We start from the raw sequence: 20,233 nt of genomic DNA, 5'->3' as shown, positions 1-20,233 counted from the left end.
ACATCAATTTTTTCTTTCGAAAAGTCAATTCCAACAAATAATTTTTTCATACTTTTGTATCTGTATTTTTAAAGAATTGGTCAATAGTTGTATGGACTAACACTCTAACGAGGCTCTATGCCGATAACTTTCTATCTTGTCTTTGCAACTATGTCTGGGAGGTCCTAAACAATTTATAGACTCCGTTCTGGAAAGTTGACAGGTTTACCTCTTCGACAGACCGATTCTTCCTTACAACGACAAAGGTAAGAAACTGTCTTGAATTGCTATTGTTTTTCTCGACCAATTTGCTTTCTTATGCGGCTGCGCCGCAATCATCTGCAAACTTAGAGAAAGTTGAGAGTTGAAAGTTGAAAACTGTACCAAGCGTCTCGAACGAATCCCGAAGGCATCCCGAACCTGAAAATTGAAAAAAACTCGCAAAAAGAAAGTGCTGCCTCACCAATATCGAGACAGCACTTTCATTATAGAATCATTTTTGTAGAGAGATTATTTCAGGTTGATGTCGCCGCGCCATAGAATGTTGGCATCATCTTTTATTGCTTCCCACCAACTCTGTGGAGCGTGAACGTCGGTGCTATACCAAGGCATGAACCAAGCCCATTTTGCACCTGCGCCAATCTGCTCGTTTATGGTTGGAATGATGCCGGCAGGCTCGTACTCGCTGTAACCACATTCGCTAAGAGTAACAATCTTGTTGCTGTGAGCCGTGCGCACCTTCTGATATTTCTCAACCGCGTTGGCTGTTGTTCCGCCGTAGATGTCTACGCCGATAACATCAACATACTTGTCGCCCGGATACCAGTCGTCATCGTCAACCTGCGATGTCCAAACCCAGATAAGATTGTTGATGCCCTCAGTCTTGAAGTAGTCGAACATCATAATCCACAGTTTCTTGTAGTCTTCTGGAGTGCCCATGCCCCACCAGAACCATTTGCCCGATGCCTCGTGCAGTGGACGCCACAAAACAGGTATTCCAGCCTCCTGAACCTTCTTGAGGTAGCCGGCAGCGTTGGCAAGGTCGTACTTAACGAAGGCGTTCTCCCAAGTTCCTTCGGTAACAGCGTTGTGTATTGAGAAATCCTTTGTGTTGTAACTGAAATCCTTGCCTGGGTCGAGAGAGGCTATGCTTACGGCTGCGCGTGTGCGTTTCTTGGCATTTGCTGCCGTCTGTATTATGCTTACTTTCTTAACCGTGATGCCGTATCCCATAATAATTAAGCCTGTTTCTGAGATTGATTTTGCATCAGCCTCGTTTAGGGCAAACTGGGTTTCGGTTGCGCTGCCAAGGTCGATAGTTCCCCATTCGTTTGCAAGGTCCTTGTGGCTTGTAATTTCACTCCAACTGCCATCGACAGGCTTTATTTGCCAGTAGGTTACATCGCTGTTGTGGTCGGCATAAATCTTTATTATTGTGCCGGCCGTGATGCCTGCAAACTTGTCGTTTGCAATAGTAACGTTCTTTGCCCAGTCGTTGCCGATATTCTCTGAGCCTTCCCAAACCGTGGTCTCGGTTGTTGTTGGCTGCTCGGCAGAAGGTTTTTCGGTTGTAACCTCGACAGACGGAACGCACCAGTGCCAGCCAATGGTTACAATGCCGCCGTTGTCGCTCCATTCCTTCAGCGGAGTGATGTCGTTATAGTTAATCCAGTTTGCTCCGGCAACGCTTGCTGGAATGTGTATGTAGTCGTATCCGTTTATAGCCGGATATTTTCCGATGTAGCCGTTCACCTTTTCAGCCTCCTTGTTGTTCCAACTAACGTCTGCCATCATTCCAGATATTGTCTTGCTTTCGAAGTTGTCGCTCAGGAAGGCGTACAGTTTCTTTGCCTCGTCGGATGTGGCAGAGGCAGGATTCTTGTCGAGCGGAGCAGGTGCTTTGATGTTGAACGAGTATGTAACCGCTCCGGCTTCCATTTTGTTAGGACCAGTTACCAAGCCCTGCGGAATGGTGACGCTGCATTGTGCGCCCGGCTTTAGGTCCTTCACGTTTATTGTCAGCACGCTGTCTGTGCCGTAAACGATAGCCTTGCTTATTGTGCCGCCAGAGAATTGAATCTTGTTGTATGTGCTCGATGCAAAGAACACTCGCTTGTTGTACTTTACTGTGAGTGTAAGTTCGCCTTTATCGCTTGCGCTTACCGTTTCGCCCGAAGCCGGATAGGTGCTTACGAGTGCAGGCGCATCGACCTGCGGAATGTTGTATTGGGCATCGGTATCCATACAGGCAGCAAGCCCGAAGGCTGCTGCGAGTATGAGTGGTGTTGAAAATATAAGTTTTTTCATTGTTCAGTTGTTTTTTATTCGATTGTAACCTTCTTCATTGTGCAGTTTGAGCCTTGTATTATGACTGCTACGTCTTGTGCGTTCTCTGCACCGCAGTCCTGACGGCTTGCCAGAAGTTGGGCAATGATTTCGCTTGTCAGTTCAACCTCAGTAACGCCATCTGTTATGGCATCTGTACCCGAATATGTTGAAGGAACATCAATCTGGTTCTTTTCGTAACCTGGGAATACCAAATTTGCCCATTTGCCGTCGAAGAACTGCATACAGCCCCAAGCGTTTGTGTTGAATGTATAGTAGAAGCGCAGTTTCTGCTTAGGTTTGGCTGTCTCGAAGACAGATGCTGGCAGACAAACTCTGTTTCCGTCGCCCCAGTCCAGAGCCTTTTCACCCTTCCAGATTGTTGTTTCGAGGCTGATGTGCTCGGTCATTGTAACCTTGTTCAGAATTATGTCCTGACCTTGGAATATGAGTGCGTTTCCGTAAGCGGCATTTGCTCTGATGTTGTCGAGAACCTCCTTTGTAAGGGTGATGTCGACGCATGTTGCGCTTGCATCGTTTATGTTGCTTGTTGTAATATATCCCATAGCCCCGTTGTTTGTCCACTCGGCTGTTGGAATCTGGCTCCAGCTACCGTTGTTAAGCTGAATCTGTCCCCAGTTCTCGGTCTGAGTGATGTACAGATGCAGGACTGTACCTTCGGCAATGTCGTTGAAATAACTGTCTGAGATGTAAATCTGACCTTCTGCGCTCCATGTAAGCATTACCGGACCTTTGTTCCAGATTACCGTTGTGCGCTCGGTGTTTGGAATTACAGTAATGTTGTAAGAAATCTCACCGTTCGAAGAAATCAGCTTCATTGTAGACTGTGCCGATGCATTCTCAGGAATACCGATGATAATCTGGTCTTTAGAAACAACGTACTGGCACTTTTCGCCGTTAATCTCGATAGATGTCAGTTTGTCGATGTTCTTGGCCTTTATCGTGAGCGTCTCGCCAGCCTTATTCTCGGCATCCTCACCCGGAAGTTCGGTAGCGTAGCAGAATACAGCCTCAACGATGCTGATGCTTGGACATTCAACGGTTGTTCCGTTTACAAGGGTTAATGTTGGTGCTCCAGTCTGCGAATCCATAGGAACGGTAAGGTTGATGACTGTTCCGTTATTCTCGGCTGTTACCTCAACAGGATTCTCGCTGCCGTTGAACGTAACCTTCTTTACGAGGTCGAGGTTGGTACCGTTGATAGAGAGTGCGCCTCCTGCGCTCACGCTGTTTGTGCTGTACGATGTTACGGCAGGCTTAACCAGAGTGAACGGAACGTCAACGCTGTTTCCGTTAGCCATGTGTAGAGTCAAATTGCCCTCTACGGCTTTCTCAGGAACAGGGCTGATGACAATCTTTCCGTTTTCGTACTTGAAGGTAGCCTCAACAGGTTCGTTGCTTATGTTAAGCATACTTACTGCGCTTACAACATCAAGGTCTTTACCGCTTATTGTGAGCGTTTCGCCAGCCTTGACTGGAGCAGGAGAGGCAACACACTCCGTAGGGATGATGGTTACAACCTTACCCACAGGAACAAGCACGCCAGATGTGCAGACGATGCTGAAATCGCCGTCGGGAGCGGTGGCTGGGAGAGTGAACGAAATAGTCTTGCTGTCGTCGCTGAGCGAGTAATCCTCGACAAATACTTCGTTGCCGTCGCCCTTCTCGCCGAACTTGAAGCTCGAAACAAGGTTCAGGTAATCACCGCTTACGGTAATCGTCTCGTTCATCTTGGCTGTAACTGTGCCGAGAGCATCGACAGCACCGCTTCTGGTAGTTGAAATCTTGCCTACAACAGGAGTTCCGACGATGAGGGCCTCTTCGCTCTTGATGATGTTGTAAGAAACATCAGCATTGCTGTCTTCCTGCTTTGTGATGTCCTTGTCGAAAAGCGAGATTTTGCCTGTGCGGGCAGCCTCTGGCACGACAACCTTAATTTCGTATCTGTCGTGCTTTGTAAACTCGTCTTCTGAAACGTAGACATTCTCGGCAAATTCAACCATGTGAACGTTGTTCAGATAGTCGCCGCTGATGGTTATCTCTTCGCCCGGCATTGCTGTTGCAGGTGCAAACTTCTCGAACTCGATGTTTTCGGTGTATTCGAGTTTCGTTTTAGTTGTGTACTTGGCATCGGTATTGTCTGTAAGGGTTACGAAGCCAATTTCAGGGCCGTCCTTTGGAACGGTTACGCGAATCTCGCTCTCCGTACCTTTCTTTACAACCTCGATGTTGGTTATTGGGCTTACTCCCGGAATCTCGACCTTTGTGATGCGGTCGAGGTTGCTACCCACAAAGCGGAGCTGACCGCCGCGGATAACTGGGTTAGGGCCGTATGCGTTTAGTCTAACGATGCCTGCGTCGTACTGATATGTGCAGTAGTCATCGTTGTTACATGACTGCAAGCCCGTAAGTGTAAGGGTAAGCAGCATGAATGATGCTATTTTAAATATCTTGTTCATAATCAGCATGTCTTAGTTATTTGATAGGAACAACACGGATGTTGTCGACTTTAATTATAGGGCTACATTCTGTACCCGTTATGCCGCCGCCCATTACAAACATTGTAAAGCTTGCAAAGTCTGTTTCCTTGCTTGGCGTGTTATTTGTATCTGTAACAGCTCCGGTGCGGTCGTAGATGAGGCTTGTTAGAGGGATTGTAACTGTAATCCACTTGTCGCCAGTGTCGAATTTTCCGGTTTCAGTCCAAGGGCGGTACATTCCGCGTCCCCATTTGCCTTTAGCCCAGTCGCCGCCAGTTCCTTCGCCGTTGAATACGTACATGTTGGCTGCTGCTACATTGTCGTAGCCTTCTATGGCATTGCCCGAGATTGTAACCTGTTCAAGTGGCTGGAAGCAGATTTGCATTGCACCAGCCTGCCATGGATTGCTGCTTGGAATGTACATCTCGAACTTCAGAGCCTTGTTCTGGCTGTCCTTGAAGTCGGCAAGATTGAACAGGGCAATACCGTCGCCCGATGTGATGTTCTGTGGAGTGTCCCATGAGCCAGCCCAGTATTCGAACGAGAAGTTGGCGTCGTCCCAGCCAGCATCTTCCGACAGAGTTGCGTCATTCTCGCCAAGTTGCAGGAAGTTGCCGCAGAGCGATGTCTCATCGGATTTGATTGTACGGCTGTGCCATCCGTGGTTGCCAAGACCTGTCTTTCCGTCGAAGTCGAACAACATGCCACGCGAATCCATATAGTTGAATACAGTCTTAGATTCACCGTAAATAGATGAAACATAGATTGGACCTTCGGCTGCCTCTTCTGGAATAACAAAGTCTATAGAAGTGTAGTCTTCTGCTATTTTCTTTATCTCAGCTTTTATGAGACTTCCGTTTTCGCTTGTAAACTTAACGGTAAGAGGATAGCTTGGGTCATCAATCATATATTTACCTGTGATTGTGGCAACAGAGCCTCGCTCGGCATACTCGCATGTCATGCCGTCAATGTTCATTGTAGGAGCAGGGATGATAACGTGGAAGTCGTACTTTACGGTATCGTTGCTCTTTGTTACAAGATAGATTTTGTCTGTTACTCTTGTTGGAATTTGCTCAGGCACGGTAAGGATGAGTGTCTTGTCCTCCATGTAACTGGTGTTGAGCGTTACCTCGCAGTCGTTGAAGAAAGCCTTGTAAACGCTCTTCAGGTTGTTTCCGACAAGGCAGAGAACTTCGTTTGGAGAAGCCTTTTCGACCAATTCGCCAAAGGTGTAGTGCTTGTCTTCTGGGTCTTTGTTTGGGTTCTGTGTCTCGCCAGAAAGACTTCTGATATAGTTAACAGAAGGTATTCCCGATGTATTCTCGAACTTGTCGGGCTGGTCTTCGCACGAAGTGAATGCAAATCCGGCAGCAGCAATGGCGGCAAGCAAGAGTATATTGTTTGTTTTTTTCATCTTCTTTACGTTTTTAGACTGTTAATAGCTGTAAGTGTTTCGTACATCAACGTGTATGCCGTCAACATTCGAACCGAGGTTAGGGTTAAACACAACGTCGTCTGTTGGCATAGGCATAAAGAAGTATCTCTTTCCCGAATCAGGGTCTTTCTTCATCATTGATGCAACGCTTGGCGCAGATGTTACGTTGTCGTACATTGTTGAACTTGTAACATTCCAAGAGCCGCTCTCTTTGTATCCCTTATAAAGTTCGTCAAGTCCCCAGAACTGATTTCTCTTCTGGTTCTGCAACTCGTTTACGCAGAAATCTGGGTCGTAGTACGAAACTCGTACATAGTCGTACCAGCGGTCGCCCTCCATTGCAAGTTCAAGACGGCGTTCTTTCCAAATGTCGTCCCATGAAACTGAACTTGGTCTTTCGGCATTCTTTATTGCACGGTGTCTTACGGCATAGAATGCGTCTATTGCGCTCGCGTCGGTTGTGCTTCCGCGGCTTGCGCCAATCTTAGCCTCGGCATATACAAGATAAACGTCGGCAAGACGAAGAATGAATGTCGGAACGCTGCTTGCCATGCGGGCATCAGAGCAGCCAGCACCAGCTTTGTGGTCGGCTGTGTTGCCGTAGATGTGTTTTACGGTGTTTGCTCCTGTTGCCGATTCAAGTTTTCTTGATACGCTGTAATCGTATATGAACTTGATGTAGTCGAATCCGCCTTTATCCTGCCAGAATTGGCTGTAAACGAATCCCGGAAGCATCATTGTACCCTTTATGCGACTATCTACGGCATTCTTCCAAGCATTTGGAGTCTGCTCCAGCAGTTTTACGCCGAAAGCCTCCTGAAGGTCAACGCTAAGACCGTTCCATCCGCCCCAAGTTGCTCCCCAGTCGTCAATACCGTTCATTGCAAGGTCGCTCTGGAGTGAGTTCTGTCGAGTCCAGTTTGTACCTGCTGCTGTCCATCTCCAAACGATAAGACCTTCTTTTGTATATCTGTTTGCAAGTTTAAAGATGTCTTCGTAGTTGTCCTCGAGCTTACGGCCTGAGTTGTCTATAACATCCTTTGCATACATTGCAGCCTTGTCAAGGTCGCTCTGGTTCAGCGAGCCTGAAACTCCTGCTTTTGTAAGGTAAACCTTAGCAAGAAGACCTTCGGCAGAGTAGTAGTCGAGGCGACCTGAATCGGCAGACTTCGGCAGAAGTTTCATAGCCTCTTCAAGAGTCATGATGATGTATTCGTAAACATCAGCCTTCTTAACTTTGTGAGCCTGATTGTATTCCTTCTTCTCCAATTCTTCTGAAGTGCTGTGAATGATTGGCACTTCGCCGAACGAGCGTACAAGGAAGAAGTAAGAGAGAGCCTTCCAAGTAAGACATTCGCCCTTGGTTGCATTCTTGGCAGCCTCAGAAGGACCAGAAGACGCGCTGATGTTCTTGTAAACCTCGTTTGAGTGACCGATTACAGTCCAAAGAGATTTAGACATGTTTACAAGGTCCTCGTCAGTACCGTTTACCGTAAATGTAAGGTAAGGGCTTGAACCCCAGTAGTAGTTGCCCGAAAGCACCTCGCCAACCTTTATGAAACCTCTCTGAAAATCGTACCAAGGCGAACTATACAGATAGTTTGCACCTCCATAACATTGCGCGTCGTTTAGATAATAGTTGCTTGCGTTATATATATCTTCTGCCGGGCGGTCAAGAAAGTCCTCGCAAGAAACCGTAGAAAGTCCTATTGCAATGGCTGCGGCGTATAGCTTTATATTTGATAATTTCATTTTGTTTCTTTTTAAGAGTTCAACATCAGAATGTAATATTCAATCCGAAAGAATAGGTTGTTGGAGAAGGGTATCGACCATTATCCAGTCCAATTACGTAATTGCTTGCCGTACTTGTTCCAACCTCAGGGTCATAACCTGTATAATTGGTGATAGTCAGCAGATTCTGAATGTTTGTGTACAAACGTAATGTTTCAATACCAAGCTTAGAAACCATTTTCTTAGGGAATGTATATCCGAGAGAAACATTCTTCAAGCGAATGTATGAACCGTCCTCGATATAGCGGTCGCTGAAGACATCGTTGTCATTAGGATCGCCGATAGAAACACGTGGAGTTTTTGTATTAGGGTTTGCCACTTTGACATTTGTGATATCATCATACCAGAAAAAGACTTGTGTACCATCGCTGCGGAATACGTTAGAGTAATCTTTGTCTGGATCAATTGGAACAAGAATGGCATGATCTTTAACTGACGTCAGCTGATTATCCCACAGATACTGCATGTGAGTCAGTCTTCTTGACAAATAGTTTGCAACCTTGTTTCCGTAAGAACCGTTAATAAATACGGTGAGGTCGAAGTTCTTGTAATAGAACGTATTAGTGAATCCAAATGTAAACTTAGGCATAGGAGAGCCTATGTTCGTTCTGTCTCTTTCGTCAATGATTCCGTCGTTGTTTATGTCTTTGAATTTAATATCTCCAACCCAGATGTTTGAGTTTTTGTGGAAAGCTCCATTGGTTGGATATTTTACAGGCTTTGGTGATGTTTCTATATCTTCGAGTGATGTATAGATTCCGTCAGTAACAAAGCCGTAAAAACTGTATAGAGATTCGCCAACCATTGATACTGCAGCAATGTCTGTCCACTGTCCATATCCGGGAATGATTGAGTTGCCAGAACCGTCATTAAGGTTTAGTAATTTGTTCTTGTTAAATGAGATTTGGAACTCTGAATCCCATCTGAACGCACCTTTAAACGGATGGGCGGCAACTGTGATTTCAAGACCTGTGTTACGAATTTCACCAAAGTTTCCCCAAGGTGATTCAAGACGAGATGAACTATTGCCCAATGTTCCCATGTAAGAAGGTAGCTGCAAAGGCATAAGCATGTCCTTGGACTCTTTGCGATACCAATCTGCTGTAATAGTGATGGCATCGTTGAAGAAACCAAGGTCGAGACCAATATTAATCTGCTCTTGGGTTTCCCACTTAATGATTGGATTTGCTACTTGTTTTGGTCGATAGCTTATACCAAAGTCTGATTCCATCATAATAAGAGGAGACCCCCATTTGTATCCGCCGATAGAAGAGTTACCAGTCTGTCCCCAACCTACGCGAATCTTACCGTTGTTAATAATGTCGTTTAAAGACTCCATAAACTTCTCGTTGCTAAAACGCCATGAACCAGCCATAGAATGGAAGTTTGCCCAACGCTTGTTAGGACCGAAGTTAGAGCTACCATCGCGACGTAATGTGTAGGTAAGGTTGTAGCGGCTGTCGAAACTGTAAGTCAGACGGGTGAAGAACGATGACATTGCGCTGCTTCCGAAGCCGTAGTCTATAGAAGCTGTACCATTACCCAACTTTGGGTTGTGTACCTCGTCTGATGGTAAGTCGGAATTTGAAATCATTTCGTAGTCATTGCGGCTTTCCCAACATTCCTGACCAAGCATAGCTGTTACATCATGCTTGTCGAATTTATGTGCGTAGGTGACATAATTCTTCAACTGCCAGTAAGTATTGTTGTTCTTTTGTATATGGCTATCGTTTTTTTGACGTGCCCAATGTCCAAAACTAAGCACTGGCTCGTATGTCTCACCTTTGCTGTAACCTATGTCGTAGCCAATTTCTGCATGCCAAGTAATATCTTTGAATGGTTTAATTTCCAAGAATACATTACCTGTCAGTTTCTGTCGTTTAAGGGTAATTTCATCCTCCAACGCAAGAGCGATAGGGTTAGGATTTGTGTAGCCGTTTTCTGAAATAGAAGAATATGTACCGTCTACGTTATAAATAGGTATGGCTGGCGATGAGGTAAGAGAGTAGCCAATAAGACCCTCGTCGCTGTCGGCAAGCTTGAGGTCATCCTTTGTGTTAGAATAGGTGATGCTCAGTCCCAGCTTCAGCCATTTCTTCAGGTCGGCATCGAGATTCGTTCGGAACGACAGACGCTCGAAGTTAGAGCCGATGATTGTACCTTCCTGATTCATGTACGAACCAGAAACGTAGTATTTCACCTTCTCGCTACCGCCTTGTGCGCTAATCTGGTGAGAGTGTTGCAAGGCAGTCTGGAAAATGGCATCCTGCCAGTTTGTTCCCTTGCCCAAAAGCGATGTGTCTATATAGTTAGGGGTGTTGTCTGCCTCTCCAACATCAACAAAACTCTTGTAGAATTCTGCAAATTCTCTAAGGTTCATCATGTCAAGACGTTTTGTCTGTCTTGCAGCTGCCACCATACCGTTGTACGAGAATTTAGCCTCACCGGTCTTTCCGTGTTTGGTTGTGATGAGGACTACACCGTTTGCACCCTGAGCACCGTAGATGGCAGTAGCCGATGCATCCTTCAGGATTTCCATGCTTACAATGTCGGCAGGGTCGATAGTAGAAAGAGGTGAGATGGTTGATGTAGAGCCGTTGCCGAGGGCATCGCCCAGACCGTAGCTTGCTCCCGATGTTCCGCCAGTCTGCACAATCACACCGTCGATAACGTAAAGTGGCTCGGCACCGGCATTGATAGTTGCCGTACCGCGCACGCGGATTGCCGATGAAGTTCCCGGTGCACCTGATGTTGAAACAGATGTTACACCGGCGGCACGTCCTTGAAGCGACTGGTCAAGCGATGTGATGATAGAGCCTTTAATCTTGTCCTCGCTCATAGATACTGATGCGCCAGACAAGTCACTCTTCTTCATCGTTCCGTAACCAACAACAACGACCTCGTCGATAGCCTTCGAGTCATCTTTCAGTACAATTTTCATTTTAGATGCGGTAGCCTTTACGACTTGTGTCTCGTAGCCTACGAAAGAGATTTCGAGGGTTGCGCCAACGTTTGTCATAATGGTAAAGTTACCAGACAAGTCGGTTATTGTACCATTGCCAGTACCTTTCACAACAATATTCGCGCCTATAATAGGCTCTCCGTCGTTGTCTACTACAGTACCTACAATTTTCCTGCCCTGTTCAGCCTGCGCGCTGCTAATCCTTGCTTCGGGATTAAACGCAAATGCTGAAGGTGCACTTCCAAGCAGGAATGCTATGCATGCACCTGCAAGTAATGCTTTTCTTCTGGTGTTTGGATTCATGTTTTTTTTACTGTATTAAATTATTACTAGTGTTTTAATTTTCTGTAAATAAGCTCTTGTCTATTTTTAATAGTTTCGCTCGCTAAGTTAAATAAAATTTTTGTATAAAGAATATTTTATTGTCAAATAAATTGCAATTTTTATTACAGTGTAAAGAATGGTTAAAATAATATCATTTTGGCTTTCTCGTACAGAGTTGTCAGGCGCATGACTGACGTAGGATAACCATGCCGCAGAAAATTTTGGGCAGCGTTGTAACTCTTTTGTCTGCAATTTTTTGAAGAAGAAAAAACTGTTGTCATTATCGTGTGCGTACAACATAATTTGTGCAGGTGAGATAAATCAAGAAAACGCGAGTTTGACGTTGTTTTTTTCTCGAATTTCTTTTGTTTTAAGATATTTGTTTCTATATTTGCAATAGAAAAAATATGGTTGTGTAGCTTTTCGGGACAAACAAGAGAAGCACACAAAAGAAATGGAAAGAATATATGTTTTAGTGTAGTTAGTAAGTTTCATGGTTAGGTATGGCTCGTGATGAGTCGTACCTTTTTATTTTTTTAAAACTGTTATCGTACACTATTACACAATGCGGAATTTTGGTAAAAAAAGTATTTGTTTTTTGTACATATCTTGCATACTTTTGCCCAACAAATCTTTTAAGAACCCATACAATATCATCAAAAACCAAAACGTTTACTTATATTAAAATTAAATCATGAGCTGTTTCAATGAGAAAGTAGCAAAGCTGCTTGCAGAACACGAAAAGTTTCTGAGCGTGAAGAACGAGCCTGTAGAAGAAGGTAACGGAATCTTTACAAGATACAAGAATCCTGTGCTCACAAACAAGCATACACCGGTCTTCTGGCGATACGATCTTGACGAGAATACTAATCCATATCTTATGGAGCGCATAATGATGAACGCCACGCTCAACTCGGGAGCGATAAAGTGGAACGGTAAATATCTGCTAGTTGTGCGCGTTGAGGGCGCAGACCGCAAGAGCTTCTTTGCCGTGGCAGAGAGCCCTAACGGAATAGATAATTTCCGCTTCTGGGATTATCCTATTACGATGCCCGATGATGTTGTTCCGGCAACGAACATATACGACATGCGCCTCACGGCTCACGAGGACGGATGGATTTACGGCGTTTTCTGTGCCGAAAGACACGACGACAGCCAGCCCGGCGACCTCTCGGCTGCCACAGCCACAGCCGGCATTGCACGCACAAAGGACCTGAAGACATGGTACAGACTGCCCGACCTCAAGAGTAAGAGCCAGCAGCGCAACGTGGTGCTTCATCCCGAGTTTGTAGACGGCAAGTATGCTTTCTACACACGTCCGCAAGACGGATTCATAGACACAGGCTCGGGCGGAGGTATTGGCTGGGCTCTTGTTGACGACATAACAAATGCGGTGGTTACCGACGAGAAGATTATCGACGTGCGCCACTATCATACTATAAAAGAGGTGAAGAACGGCGAAGGCCCTCACCCTATAAAGACTCCAAAGGGGTGGCTGCATCTGGCTCACGGAGTAAGAGCATGTGCCGCCGGGCTGAGATACGTTCTGTATCTGTACATGACAGCCCTCGACGACCCTACGCGACAGATTGCAACTCCGGGAGGCTTCTTCATGGTGCCGGAAGGCGAGGAGAGAGTGGGCGACGTGAGCAACGTGCTCTTTGCCAACGGATGGATTGCCGACGAGGACGGAACGGTTAAGATTTACTACGCATCGTCAGACACCAGAATGCACGTTGCGGTATCCACTATCGACAAACTCGTTGACTATTGCATGGGTACTCCGGTCGACGGACTTACCACAAGCGCATCTGTCGAGACTCTGAACAAACAGATTGCGAAGAATCTTGAGATAATGAAACATCTTTGATATTAGAATTTAAATAATAATTGTTTTTGTGTAGTTAGTAAGTTTCATGGTGCGGAATGGGCACTTGTGAAAGCGCCCATTTCCTGAATCCATGAAAGGATTGCACGGCAATAATCTGATATCAGAAAACAATAGAAACAAATTTAACCATTATACAAATAATACTTAAAGACCTATGAAATTTAATAATCTGTCTGAAAAAATCGGATATGCACTTGGCGATGCCGCTGCCGGCGGCGTAACATGGAAGATTATGTCCATTGCATTTCCGCTGTTCTTTACCAATGTGTTCGGACTTACCTTTGCCGATGCCGCTGCGCTGATGCTCATAGCCCGAATGTTCGATGTTGTTACCGACCCTATCATGGGCTCGCTTGCCGACCGCACGCAGACACGATGGGGTACTTACCGCCCTTGGCTTATCTTCGGAGCAATCCCTTACGGACTGGTGTTCGCGCTGTTGCTCTTTACGCCCGACTTGGGCATAACGGCAAAGCGCGTATGGGCATACGGTTTCTACATTCTGATGATGGCTATGTACACACTCGTAAACGTGCCTTACGGCTCGCTCCTCGGTGTTATGACCGACGATGACAACGAGCGCAACCAGTTCTCGTCGTTCCGCATGGTGGGAGCATACGCTATGGGATTCATCACGCTGTTCATCTTCCCTTATCTTCAGAAACTGGTGGGCGGTAGCGAGCAGCATCAGTATGCCGTGCTTGGAGCAGCCTTTGGATTTGTAGCATGCCTTATGACGATGGGCTGCGGTCTGCTTACAAAAGAGCGCATAAAACCAAAGCGTGCCGAGAGTTTCTCGTTCAGTCAGTTTGGCAATCTGTTCAAGAATAAGCCTTGGTGCTATATAACCCTTGTTGCCGTATTCACTAACTTCTTCAACGGTTTCCGCTATGCCGTGGCAGGATATATGTTTACATACTGCCTTGGCGGCGACATAACTATGGGCAGCCTCATCATAAACTTTACCGTATTTATGGGCATTGGCGAGGCCACCTGTATGATTTTCGGAGGCTTGTCGCCTGCGTTTACAAGATGGATTGGCTCAAAGCGCATGGCGTTTGTGTGGGCATCGGTAATATGCTTTGCAACGTCTCTTCTCTACTTCTTCATACCAATGGACAAGTCGTACATCTGGGTGCTGATAGCCGTTTCTGTCCTCACATCGGTAGGTGCAGGACTCTATTCGCCTCTGTTGTGGTCTATGTATGCTGATGTTGCCGACTTTGCAACAGAGAAATTCGGCTCTTCTTCAACCGGACTTATCTTCTCGTCAGGAACGATGGCGCAGAAGTTTGGCGGTGCAATCTCAGGCTCGCTCATTGCGATGCTCCTCGGAATGGCAGGACTCGTATCTACCACTAACGAGACAACGGGCGAGACTATCGTAACCATCACCAACGAAGAGTCTGTAAAGACAATGGTGTGGGCACTTTTCTCAATCTTCCCTGCAATAATGGCGGCTCTGATGGGCTTGCTTGCATATAAGTTCCCTCTAAAGAAATAAATATATGGCTGATATACAGAAAATGAAGGCGGAGATGCTCGATGTTGTGCAGAACAACATCCTGAATTTCTGGCTGAAGATGGAAGACAACGAAAACGGTGGCTTCTACGGACAGATGACGGGCGAGGGCACGCTTGTGCCGACAGCCAATAAGGGCGGAATACTTAACGCCCGCATCTTGTGGAGTTTCTCGGCTGCATATCGCGTGCTGAAGAAACCCGAATATCTCGAGGCGGCAACCCGTGCAAAAGACTATATTGTTGAGCATTTTGTTGATAATGTGTATGGCGGAACATACTGGGAACTCGACTATAAAGGCAATCCGGTTGACACAAAGAAACAGTTCTATGCCATCGGATTCATGATTTACGGTCTGAGCGAGTATGCACGAGCAACGGGCGACAAGCAGTCGCTCGACCTTGCCATCGAACTGTATAAGGTGATAGAAGAGCACTCGCTCGACGAGGTTTACAACGGCTACATCGAGGCTTGTACGCGCGAATGGGGCGAGATTGCCGACATGCGACTGTCTGAACTCGATGCCAACTATCCGAAGTCGCAGAACACGCATCTGCACATCATCGAGCCGTATGCCAACCTTTATCGCATCTGGAAGGACGAGCGTCTTGAAAAATCGCTCCGCAACCTAATAAACATCTTTACCGACAAGATTCTGAACCCAGATACGCACCATCTCGACCTCTTCTTTGACAAGGACTGGACGCGAGGTGCAGGCGCACTCGAGAGTTACGGACACGATATAGAGTGTTCTTGGCTGATGCACGAGGCGGCTCTGGTGCTTGGCGACAAGCAACTTCTTGCTAAGGTAGAGGATGTTGTAAAGATGGTAGCCAAAGCCAGCGAGAAAGGCTTGAACGCCGACGGAAGCATGGTTCACGAGGCTAACCTCGATACGGGCTATATCGACGTAGACCGCCATTGGTGGGTTCAGGCCGAGACGGTGGTTGGCTTTGCTAACCTTTATCAGCATTTCGGCGACAAGGAAGCCCTCGAAAAGGCTGACAGATGCTGGACTTACATTAAAGATAATCTGATAGACAACGACGGCGGCGAGTGGTTCTGGAGTCGCGACCCCGAAGGTAACATAAACAGAAAGGACGACAAGGCGGGCTTCTGGAAATGTCCTTATCACAACAGCCGTATGTGTCTGGAAATAATTGAAAGATTCTGAAAAAATGAAAAGACTATTATATACCTTAACGGTAGCGGCAATGCTTACCAGCGCATCGGCAAAGGTAAGGCTGCCACAGATTTTCGGTAACGACATGATGCTTCAGCAGAATGCCAATGCCAACATTTGGGGATGGGCGGACAAAGGCGCAAAAGTAACCATCACCACATCGTGGGACAAGAAACAGAAAGTTGTTGTTACAGCCGACAGCAAGTCGGGCAGATGGAAGGCGCAGATTGCCACTCCACAGGGCAGTTTCGAGCCTCAGCAGATAACCATTTCCGACGGACAGCCCGTAACGCTCGGCAACGTGCTGATAGGCGAGGTGTGGTTTGGCAGCGGACAGAGCAACATGGAGATGCCTCTGAACGGCTTCTGGAACTGCCCCGTAGAGAACGGCAACGCCGAGATTCTGGGCAGCGCGAAATACAAAGGAAAACTCCGCATGGCAACAATACCGAAGGTTGAGGCTTACGAGCCTCAGGACACCGTGGCTGGCGAGTGGAAGGAGTGCGACCCTTTCAACGCACCGTGGTTCAGCGCAACAGGATATTTCTTCATACGCAATCTGCAAGAGGTGCTAAACGTGCCTGTTGGATTGATAAATTGCAGTTGGGGCGGCTCGAAGGTAGAGGGCTGGACTCCGAAGCATATCCTTGAGCAGTATCCCGACGTGGCTACAACCGAGGAGGAGATAAAGAAGGAATCTCAGCAGTATCTCCGCCCTATGATTATGTACAACGGAATGCTTCATCCTCTGCTGGGCTATACCGTAAGGGGCTTCATCTGGTATCAGGGATGCAGCAACGTAGGCAAGCACGACACTTATACCGACCGCTTCGCCACCATGATAACCAACTTCCGCAAGGAGTTCGGACAAGGCGATTTGCCGTTCTATTATGTTGAGGTTGCGCCATACAACTATGGCGGAAAGGACGAGGGCGCACTAATTCGCGAGGCGCAGTATTTTACTCAGAAAAAAGTGCCAAACTGCGGAATGATAAGCATCAACGACCTTGCTTACGAGTATGAACTCAATCAGATTCATCCTTGCCAGAAACAGAAGGTGGGGCAGCGACTCGCTTTCATGGCTCTGAACAAGACTTACGGATATACGACGATAGAGTGCTACGGTCCTGAATACAAGTCGATGGAGAAGAAGGACGATAAGATTATCCTCTCGTTCGACTATGCTCACGACGGATTCAACCGTCTTACCGACATAAAGGGCTTCGAGATTTCGGAGAACGGAAAGGACTTTGTAAAGGCCGACGTTGAGGTTGAGCAGAACAAGCGTCAGTTAATCGTAAGTGCAAACGGAATAAAGAACCCAACGGCGGTGCGATATTGCTTCCACGACTTCTGCGTAGGTAACATGGCAAACACTCGCGGCCTGCCGATGGTGCCTTTCAGAACCGACCGAAAATAGTGTGTTAAAAAATATAGTGTTAAGAAAGATGGAAAATAGTATATCAAATTACTATAAATTCGTAGGTTGGTAGTATTAGTATTAAGATGTGGCGACAGGAATGTTGTGAGACAGTGAATGTCGTTATTTATTGATTTTACTAAGAAAGCCTCTACTCCGTGAGGAGTGAGGCTTTTTTCGTTGTATCATAGTCTGATTGTTGCAAAATGTCAGAAAAATATCTTGTATGTAAGATAAAAACGACCTAAAAGTATCTTGTATGCAAGATAAAAACAACACGAAAGTATCTTGTATGCAAGAAACTTTTGTATATTTGCAAAAATAAATCTTGATATGAATAAAGAGCTAGTAAGAAATATTATCGTTGAAAATCAGCAACTTGTACAGTCAGTTGAGTTGGTCGAACGCCCTTTTGAGTTTGAGGACAACGGAAACTATGTGTTTGTTGGTGTTCGTCAAGCAGGAAAATCGTATATGCTTTATCAAAGGGCAAAACAATTGTTAAAAGCCGGTTACGACATCGACCAAATCGTTTATATCAGTTTCGACGACGAGCGTATCAACGAAATAAAGTCGAGCGAACTTGATATAATTTTGCAGGCACATCGGCTTTTAACCGACCTGAAACCTGTATTGTTTCTCGACGAAATTCAGAATATAGACGGATGGGAACATTTTGCCCGTCGCCTTGCCAACGAAAAATATACTGTATATATCACAGGCAGCAATGCAAAAATGCTGAGCCGCGACATACAAACGACCTTGGGCGGAAGATATTGGGACGTAGCGGTTTATCCGTTTTCATTTGCAGAGTTTCTGAAAGCAAAGAATGTTAAATTGGAAAAGAATTGGCAGTTTTCAAAAACTCAGGGAACTGTGGCTCGGGTGTTTGAGGAGTATTTTTATTTCGGCGGATTCCCTGAATTGTTGAACATAAAAGCAAAAAGGCTCTGGCTGACAAATATTTATAACAAAATATTTTTCAGCGATATTGTGGTGCGCAATGGAGTAAGAAGTGAGGATGCTCTTCGAATAACGGTAAAACGCCTTGCCGCTTGTGTAATGCAGCCAACATCTTACAACCGACTTACAAATCTTATTAAGGCGACCGGGATAAATATCAATGCTACAACTGTCACCAATTTTGTACAGTATTTAAAAGATGCATGTATTTTATTTTCTATAGAGAATTATGCTGATAAGTTTGTTGAAAAACAGACAACTAAGAAACATTATTTTGTTGACAATGGACTTTTAAACTTGTTTTTGACCAACCCCGAAACGGCTCTTTTGGAGAATATTTGTGCAATATTTTTATATAAGAATTTCGGCAGCGGATTGTATTATTACAACAAAAACATCGAGGTTGATTTTTTTGTGCCAGACGAAAAAATCGGCGTTCAAGTGTCCTACAGCGTCGATGACAGCGAAACAAGGGAACGTGAATTAAAAGCGTTGGCATCCCTCAACAAATTTATTCCTCTAAACCGGGCTTTGGTTATCACCAAAAATACGGAGGAAATTGTGGAATACCAAGGACTTAAAATCGAGATAATACCAATTTGGAAATGGATATTGTTGTAAAAGTCTGATTCCTTTGCAAAAAGTGTATGTTTCCGAAGAAACAAAGAAGCCATTTCCTAACTCGAATGTGAGATTAGGAAATGGCTTCTTTTGTTAATCTGTGAATTTATTCATGCCCAACAATCCTTGTTTATTCATTCTTCCAAGGAAATCATTCCGTTTGCGAATGTCATTTTCGATATTACAGGAATGATTTTGCCATTGTCGTCGTATTTTGGAGTTTGAAGAACGAAGGTTGTCTTGTCGCCCTCTTCCTTTATTTCGTTGATGTCGATGGCATAATTAAGATAAACAAGTTGGGCTTTTCCTTTGTAAAGAACGAAAATCGTTAAGCCCGGTCCGTTTATGGCATCGCGCTGCCCACGCAATGCTATGGCGTAACAGTCTTTCGACAACTTAATCTTTCTGCAAATATCTTTTGCAAATCTATTGTCGTAGTTCGTGTTTGTGGTGTATGCTCCAAAACCAAAATAGTTGAACTGAAACCACAAGTTATCGTTGTAGAATACAAAAGGCTCAACGTCTGTCTTGTATGTTACCTTGCCGTTGTTTCCTCTGATTGGAACTTTGCAGTCTATATTTAATCGTGTGAAAATCTTTCCGCCTTCAAATGATTCAACGTCCTCATTTTTGTGCTGAAAAAACTTTACCTCGTACAAATAACAATCATCTGTAGTGATGCTTGTTGAGTCAATCATCTTGTAGTCTGCTGAATTGTGAGTAATCTCCTTATCTATCCAGAACGGATATTTCACGGCTGGATGCTGTATAGCCTCATCAATCTTGCCGTAAACCGATTCTGCGGCATACATGTACAATTGTTCGGATGGCTGAATGTTGCCGTTTTTGTATTCGAACAGATTTTTCTGTGCGCTTATGTTTACCGAACCGCAGAATACTGTAAGTATCAGAAATAATTTTTTCATTTTTCAGTAGCAGTTAAACTTGAACAATTTATTTGTGTATTTGATGTTTTTTTAATTATTTGCAAATATATTGTTTTTTTGGATATTATTACAAAAAATCAAAAAAGATTGTAATGCAGATTTCTGTCTTGGTTTAGCCGAATGTGAAAAATGTAGGGAGCAAATCCCGAAGGCATCCCGAATGAAACCCGAATGCCTCTGTCAAAAACTTTCGGCAGAACAGAAGATAATGATTTGGCACAATTTCGATTGATTGTAGAATTATTTTCATAAAACCCTTTTTCTGAAAAATACGAAAAATAGGCAACCCGGAAACCATTCACCCGAAAATAAAAACTGGGGCGGAGGCTATTATCGCATACAGTTTAAATATTATTCAATTCTTTTGTT

At 45.2% G+C, this 20,233-nt stretch carries 11 protein-coding genes; 5 read left to right on the top strand and 6 right to left on the bottom strand.

Annotated elements, in window-relative coordinates; genetic code table 11:
* Positions 1–489: 489 nt before the first annotated feature.
* Genes T538_RS0115535 through T538_RS0115515 form a run of 5 tightly spaced genes read right to left on the bottom strand, consistent with a single transcriptional unit; the run spans position 490 to position 11,296 of the window.
* Positions 490–2,286 carry a glycosyl hydrolase gene (locus tag T538_RS0115535; protein WP_031534987.1) on the bottom strand — a complete coding sequence of 599 codons (1,797 nt, stop codon included), beginning with the start codon at positions 2,284–2,286 and terminating at the stop codon, positions 490–492.
* Positions 2,287–2,300: 14 nt separating this feature from the next.
* Complete coding sequence (locus tag T538_RS0115530; RefSeq protein WP_155993292.1) at positions 2,301–4,784, bottom strand: hypothetical protein; 2,484 nt, start codon at positions 4,782–4,784, stop codon at positions 2,301–2,303.
* Positions 4,785–4,800: 16 nt separating this feature from the next.
* Positions 4,801–6,219, bottom strand: a complete 1,419-nt coding sequence (locus tag T538_RS0115525; protein WP_031534991.1) for a glycan-binding surface protein — start codon at positions 6,217–6,219, stop codon at positions 4,801–4,803.
* A 21-nt stretch (positions 6,220–6,240) separates the two neighbouring features.
* On the bottom strand, positions 6,241–7,992 hold the full coding sequence (locus T538_RS0115520; protein ID WP_031534993.1) for a RagB/SusD family nutrient uptake outer membrane protein: 1,752 nt from the start codon (positions 7,990–7,992) through the stop codon (positions 6,241–6,243).
* 25 nt (positions 7,993–8,017) lie between these two features.
* On the bottom strand, positions 8,018–11,296 hold the full coding sequence (locus T538_RS0115515; protein WP_031534995.1) for a SusC/RagA family TonB-linked outer membrane protein: 3,279 nt from the start codon (positions 11,294–11,296) through the stop codon (positions 8,018–8,020).
* A gap of 715 nt (positions 11,297–12,011) precedes the next feature.
* On the opposite strand from T538_RS0115515, the gene T538_RS0115510 reads away from it, so the two are divergent.
* The 5 genes from T538_RS0115510 (at position 12,012) to T538_RS0115490 (ending at position 18,917) form a co-directional block, all read left to right on the top strand.
* Complete coding sequence (locus T538_RS0115510) at positions 12,012–13,187, top strand: glycoside hydrolase family 130 protein (RefSeq protein WP_031534999.1); 1,176 nt, start codon at positions 12,012–12,014, stop codon at positions 13,185–13,187.
* A gap of 175 nt (positions 13,188–13,362) precedes the next feature.
* A complete protein-coding gene (locus T538_RS0115505) occupies positions 13,363–14,712 on the top strand; it encodes an MFS transporter (protein ID WP_031535001.1) in 1,350 nt (449 codons plus the stop codon).
* A 4-nt stretch (positions 14,713–14,716) separates the two neighbouring features.
* A complete protein-coding gene (locus T538_RS0115500; RefSeq protein WP_031535003.1) occupies positions 14,717–15,904 on the top strand; it encodes an AGE family epimerase/isomerase in 1,188 nt (395 codons plus the stop codon).
* Between the two features lie 4 nt (positions 15,905–15,908).
* Positions 15,909–17,333 carry a sialate O-acetylesterase gene (locus T538_RS0115495; protein ID WP_031535005.1) on the top strand — a complete coding sequence of 475 codons (1,425 nt, stop codon included), beginning with the start codon at positions 15,909–15,911 and terminating at the stop codon, positions 17,331–17,333.
* A 333-nt stretch (positions 17,334–17,666) separates the two neighbouring features.
* Complete coding sequence (locus tag T538_RS0115490; protein ID WP_031535007.1) at positions 17,667–18,917, top strand: ATP-binding protein; 1,251 nt, start codon at positions 17,667–17,669, stop codon at positions 18,915–18,917.
* 134 nt (positions 18,918–19,051) lie between these two features.
* Here the strand turns inward: T538_RS0115490 and T538_RS0115485 are convergent, their stop codons facing one another.
* Positions 19,052–19,843, bottom strand: coding sequence for a hypothetical protein (locus tag T538_RS0115485; protein WP_031535008.1), 792 nt, complete (start codon positions 19,841–19,843; stop codon positions 19,052–19,054).
* Positions 19,844–20,233: the final 390 nt, after the last annotated feature.

Origin of the sequence: Bacteroides sp. Ga6A2 (assembly GCF_000702225.1) — a bacterium.
In the GTDB taxonomy this organism is placed as follows: Bacteria; Bacteroidota; Bacteroidia; order Bacteroidales; family Bacteroidaceae; genus Ga6A1.
The sequence above is the reverse complement of the archived record's forward strand: the minus strand, read 5'-3'. Positions and strand labels throughout refer to the sequence as shown.

What these genes read in the sequence shown, in the direction of transcription:
- T538_RS0115535 (WP_031534987.1), bottom strand. Translation starts at nt 2,286, where the DNA reads ATGAAAAAACTTATATTTTCAACACCACTCATACTCGCAGCAGCCTTC.
- T538_RS0115530 (WP_155993292.1), bottom strand. Translation starts at nt 4,784, where the DNA reads ATGAACAAGATATTTAAAATAGCATCATTCATGCTGCTTACCCTTACA.
- T538_RS0115525 (WP_031534991.1), bottom strand. Translation starts at nt 6,219, where the DNA reads ATGAAAAAAACAAACAATATACTCTTGCTTGCCGCCATTGCTGCTGCC.
- T538_RS0115520 (WP_031534993.1), bottom strand. Translation starts at nt 7,992, where the DNA reads ATGAAATTATCAAATATAAAGCTATACGCCGCAGCCATTGCAATAGGA.
- T538_RS0115515 (WP_031534995.1), bottom strand. Translation starts at nt 11,296, where the DNA reads ATGAATCCAAACACCAGAAGAAAAGCATTACTTGCAGGTGCATGCATA.
- T538_RS0115510 (WP_031534999.1), top strand. Translation starts at nt 12,012, where the DNA reads ATGAGCTGTTTCAATGAGAAAGTAGCAAAGCTGCTTGCAGAACACGAA.
- T538_RS0115505 (WP_031535001.1), top strand. Translation starts at nt 13,363, where the DNA reads ATGAAATTTAATAATCTGTCTGAAAAAATCGGATATGCACTTGGCGAT.
- T538_RS0115500 (WP_031535003.1), top strand. Translation starts at nt 14,717, where the DNA reads ATGGCTGATATACAGAAAATGAAGGCGGAGATGCTCGATGTTGTGCAG.
- T538_RS0115495 (WP_031535005.1), top strand. Translation starts at nt 15,909, where the DNA reads ATGAAAAGACTATTATATACCTTAACGGTAGCGGCAATGCTTACCAGC.
- T538_RS0115490 (WP_031535007.1), top strand. Translation starts at nt 17,667, where the DNA reads ATGAATAAAGAGCTAGTAAGAAATATTATCGTTGAAAATCAGCAACTT.
- T538_RS0115485 (WP_031535008.1), bottom strand. Translation starts at nt 19,843, where the DNA reads ATGAAAAAATTATTTCTGATACTTACAGTATTCTGCGGTTCGGTAAAC.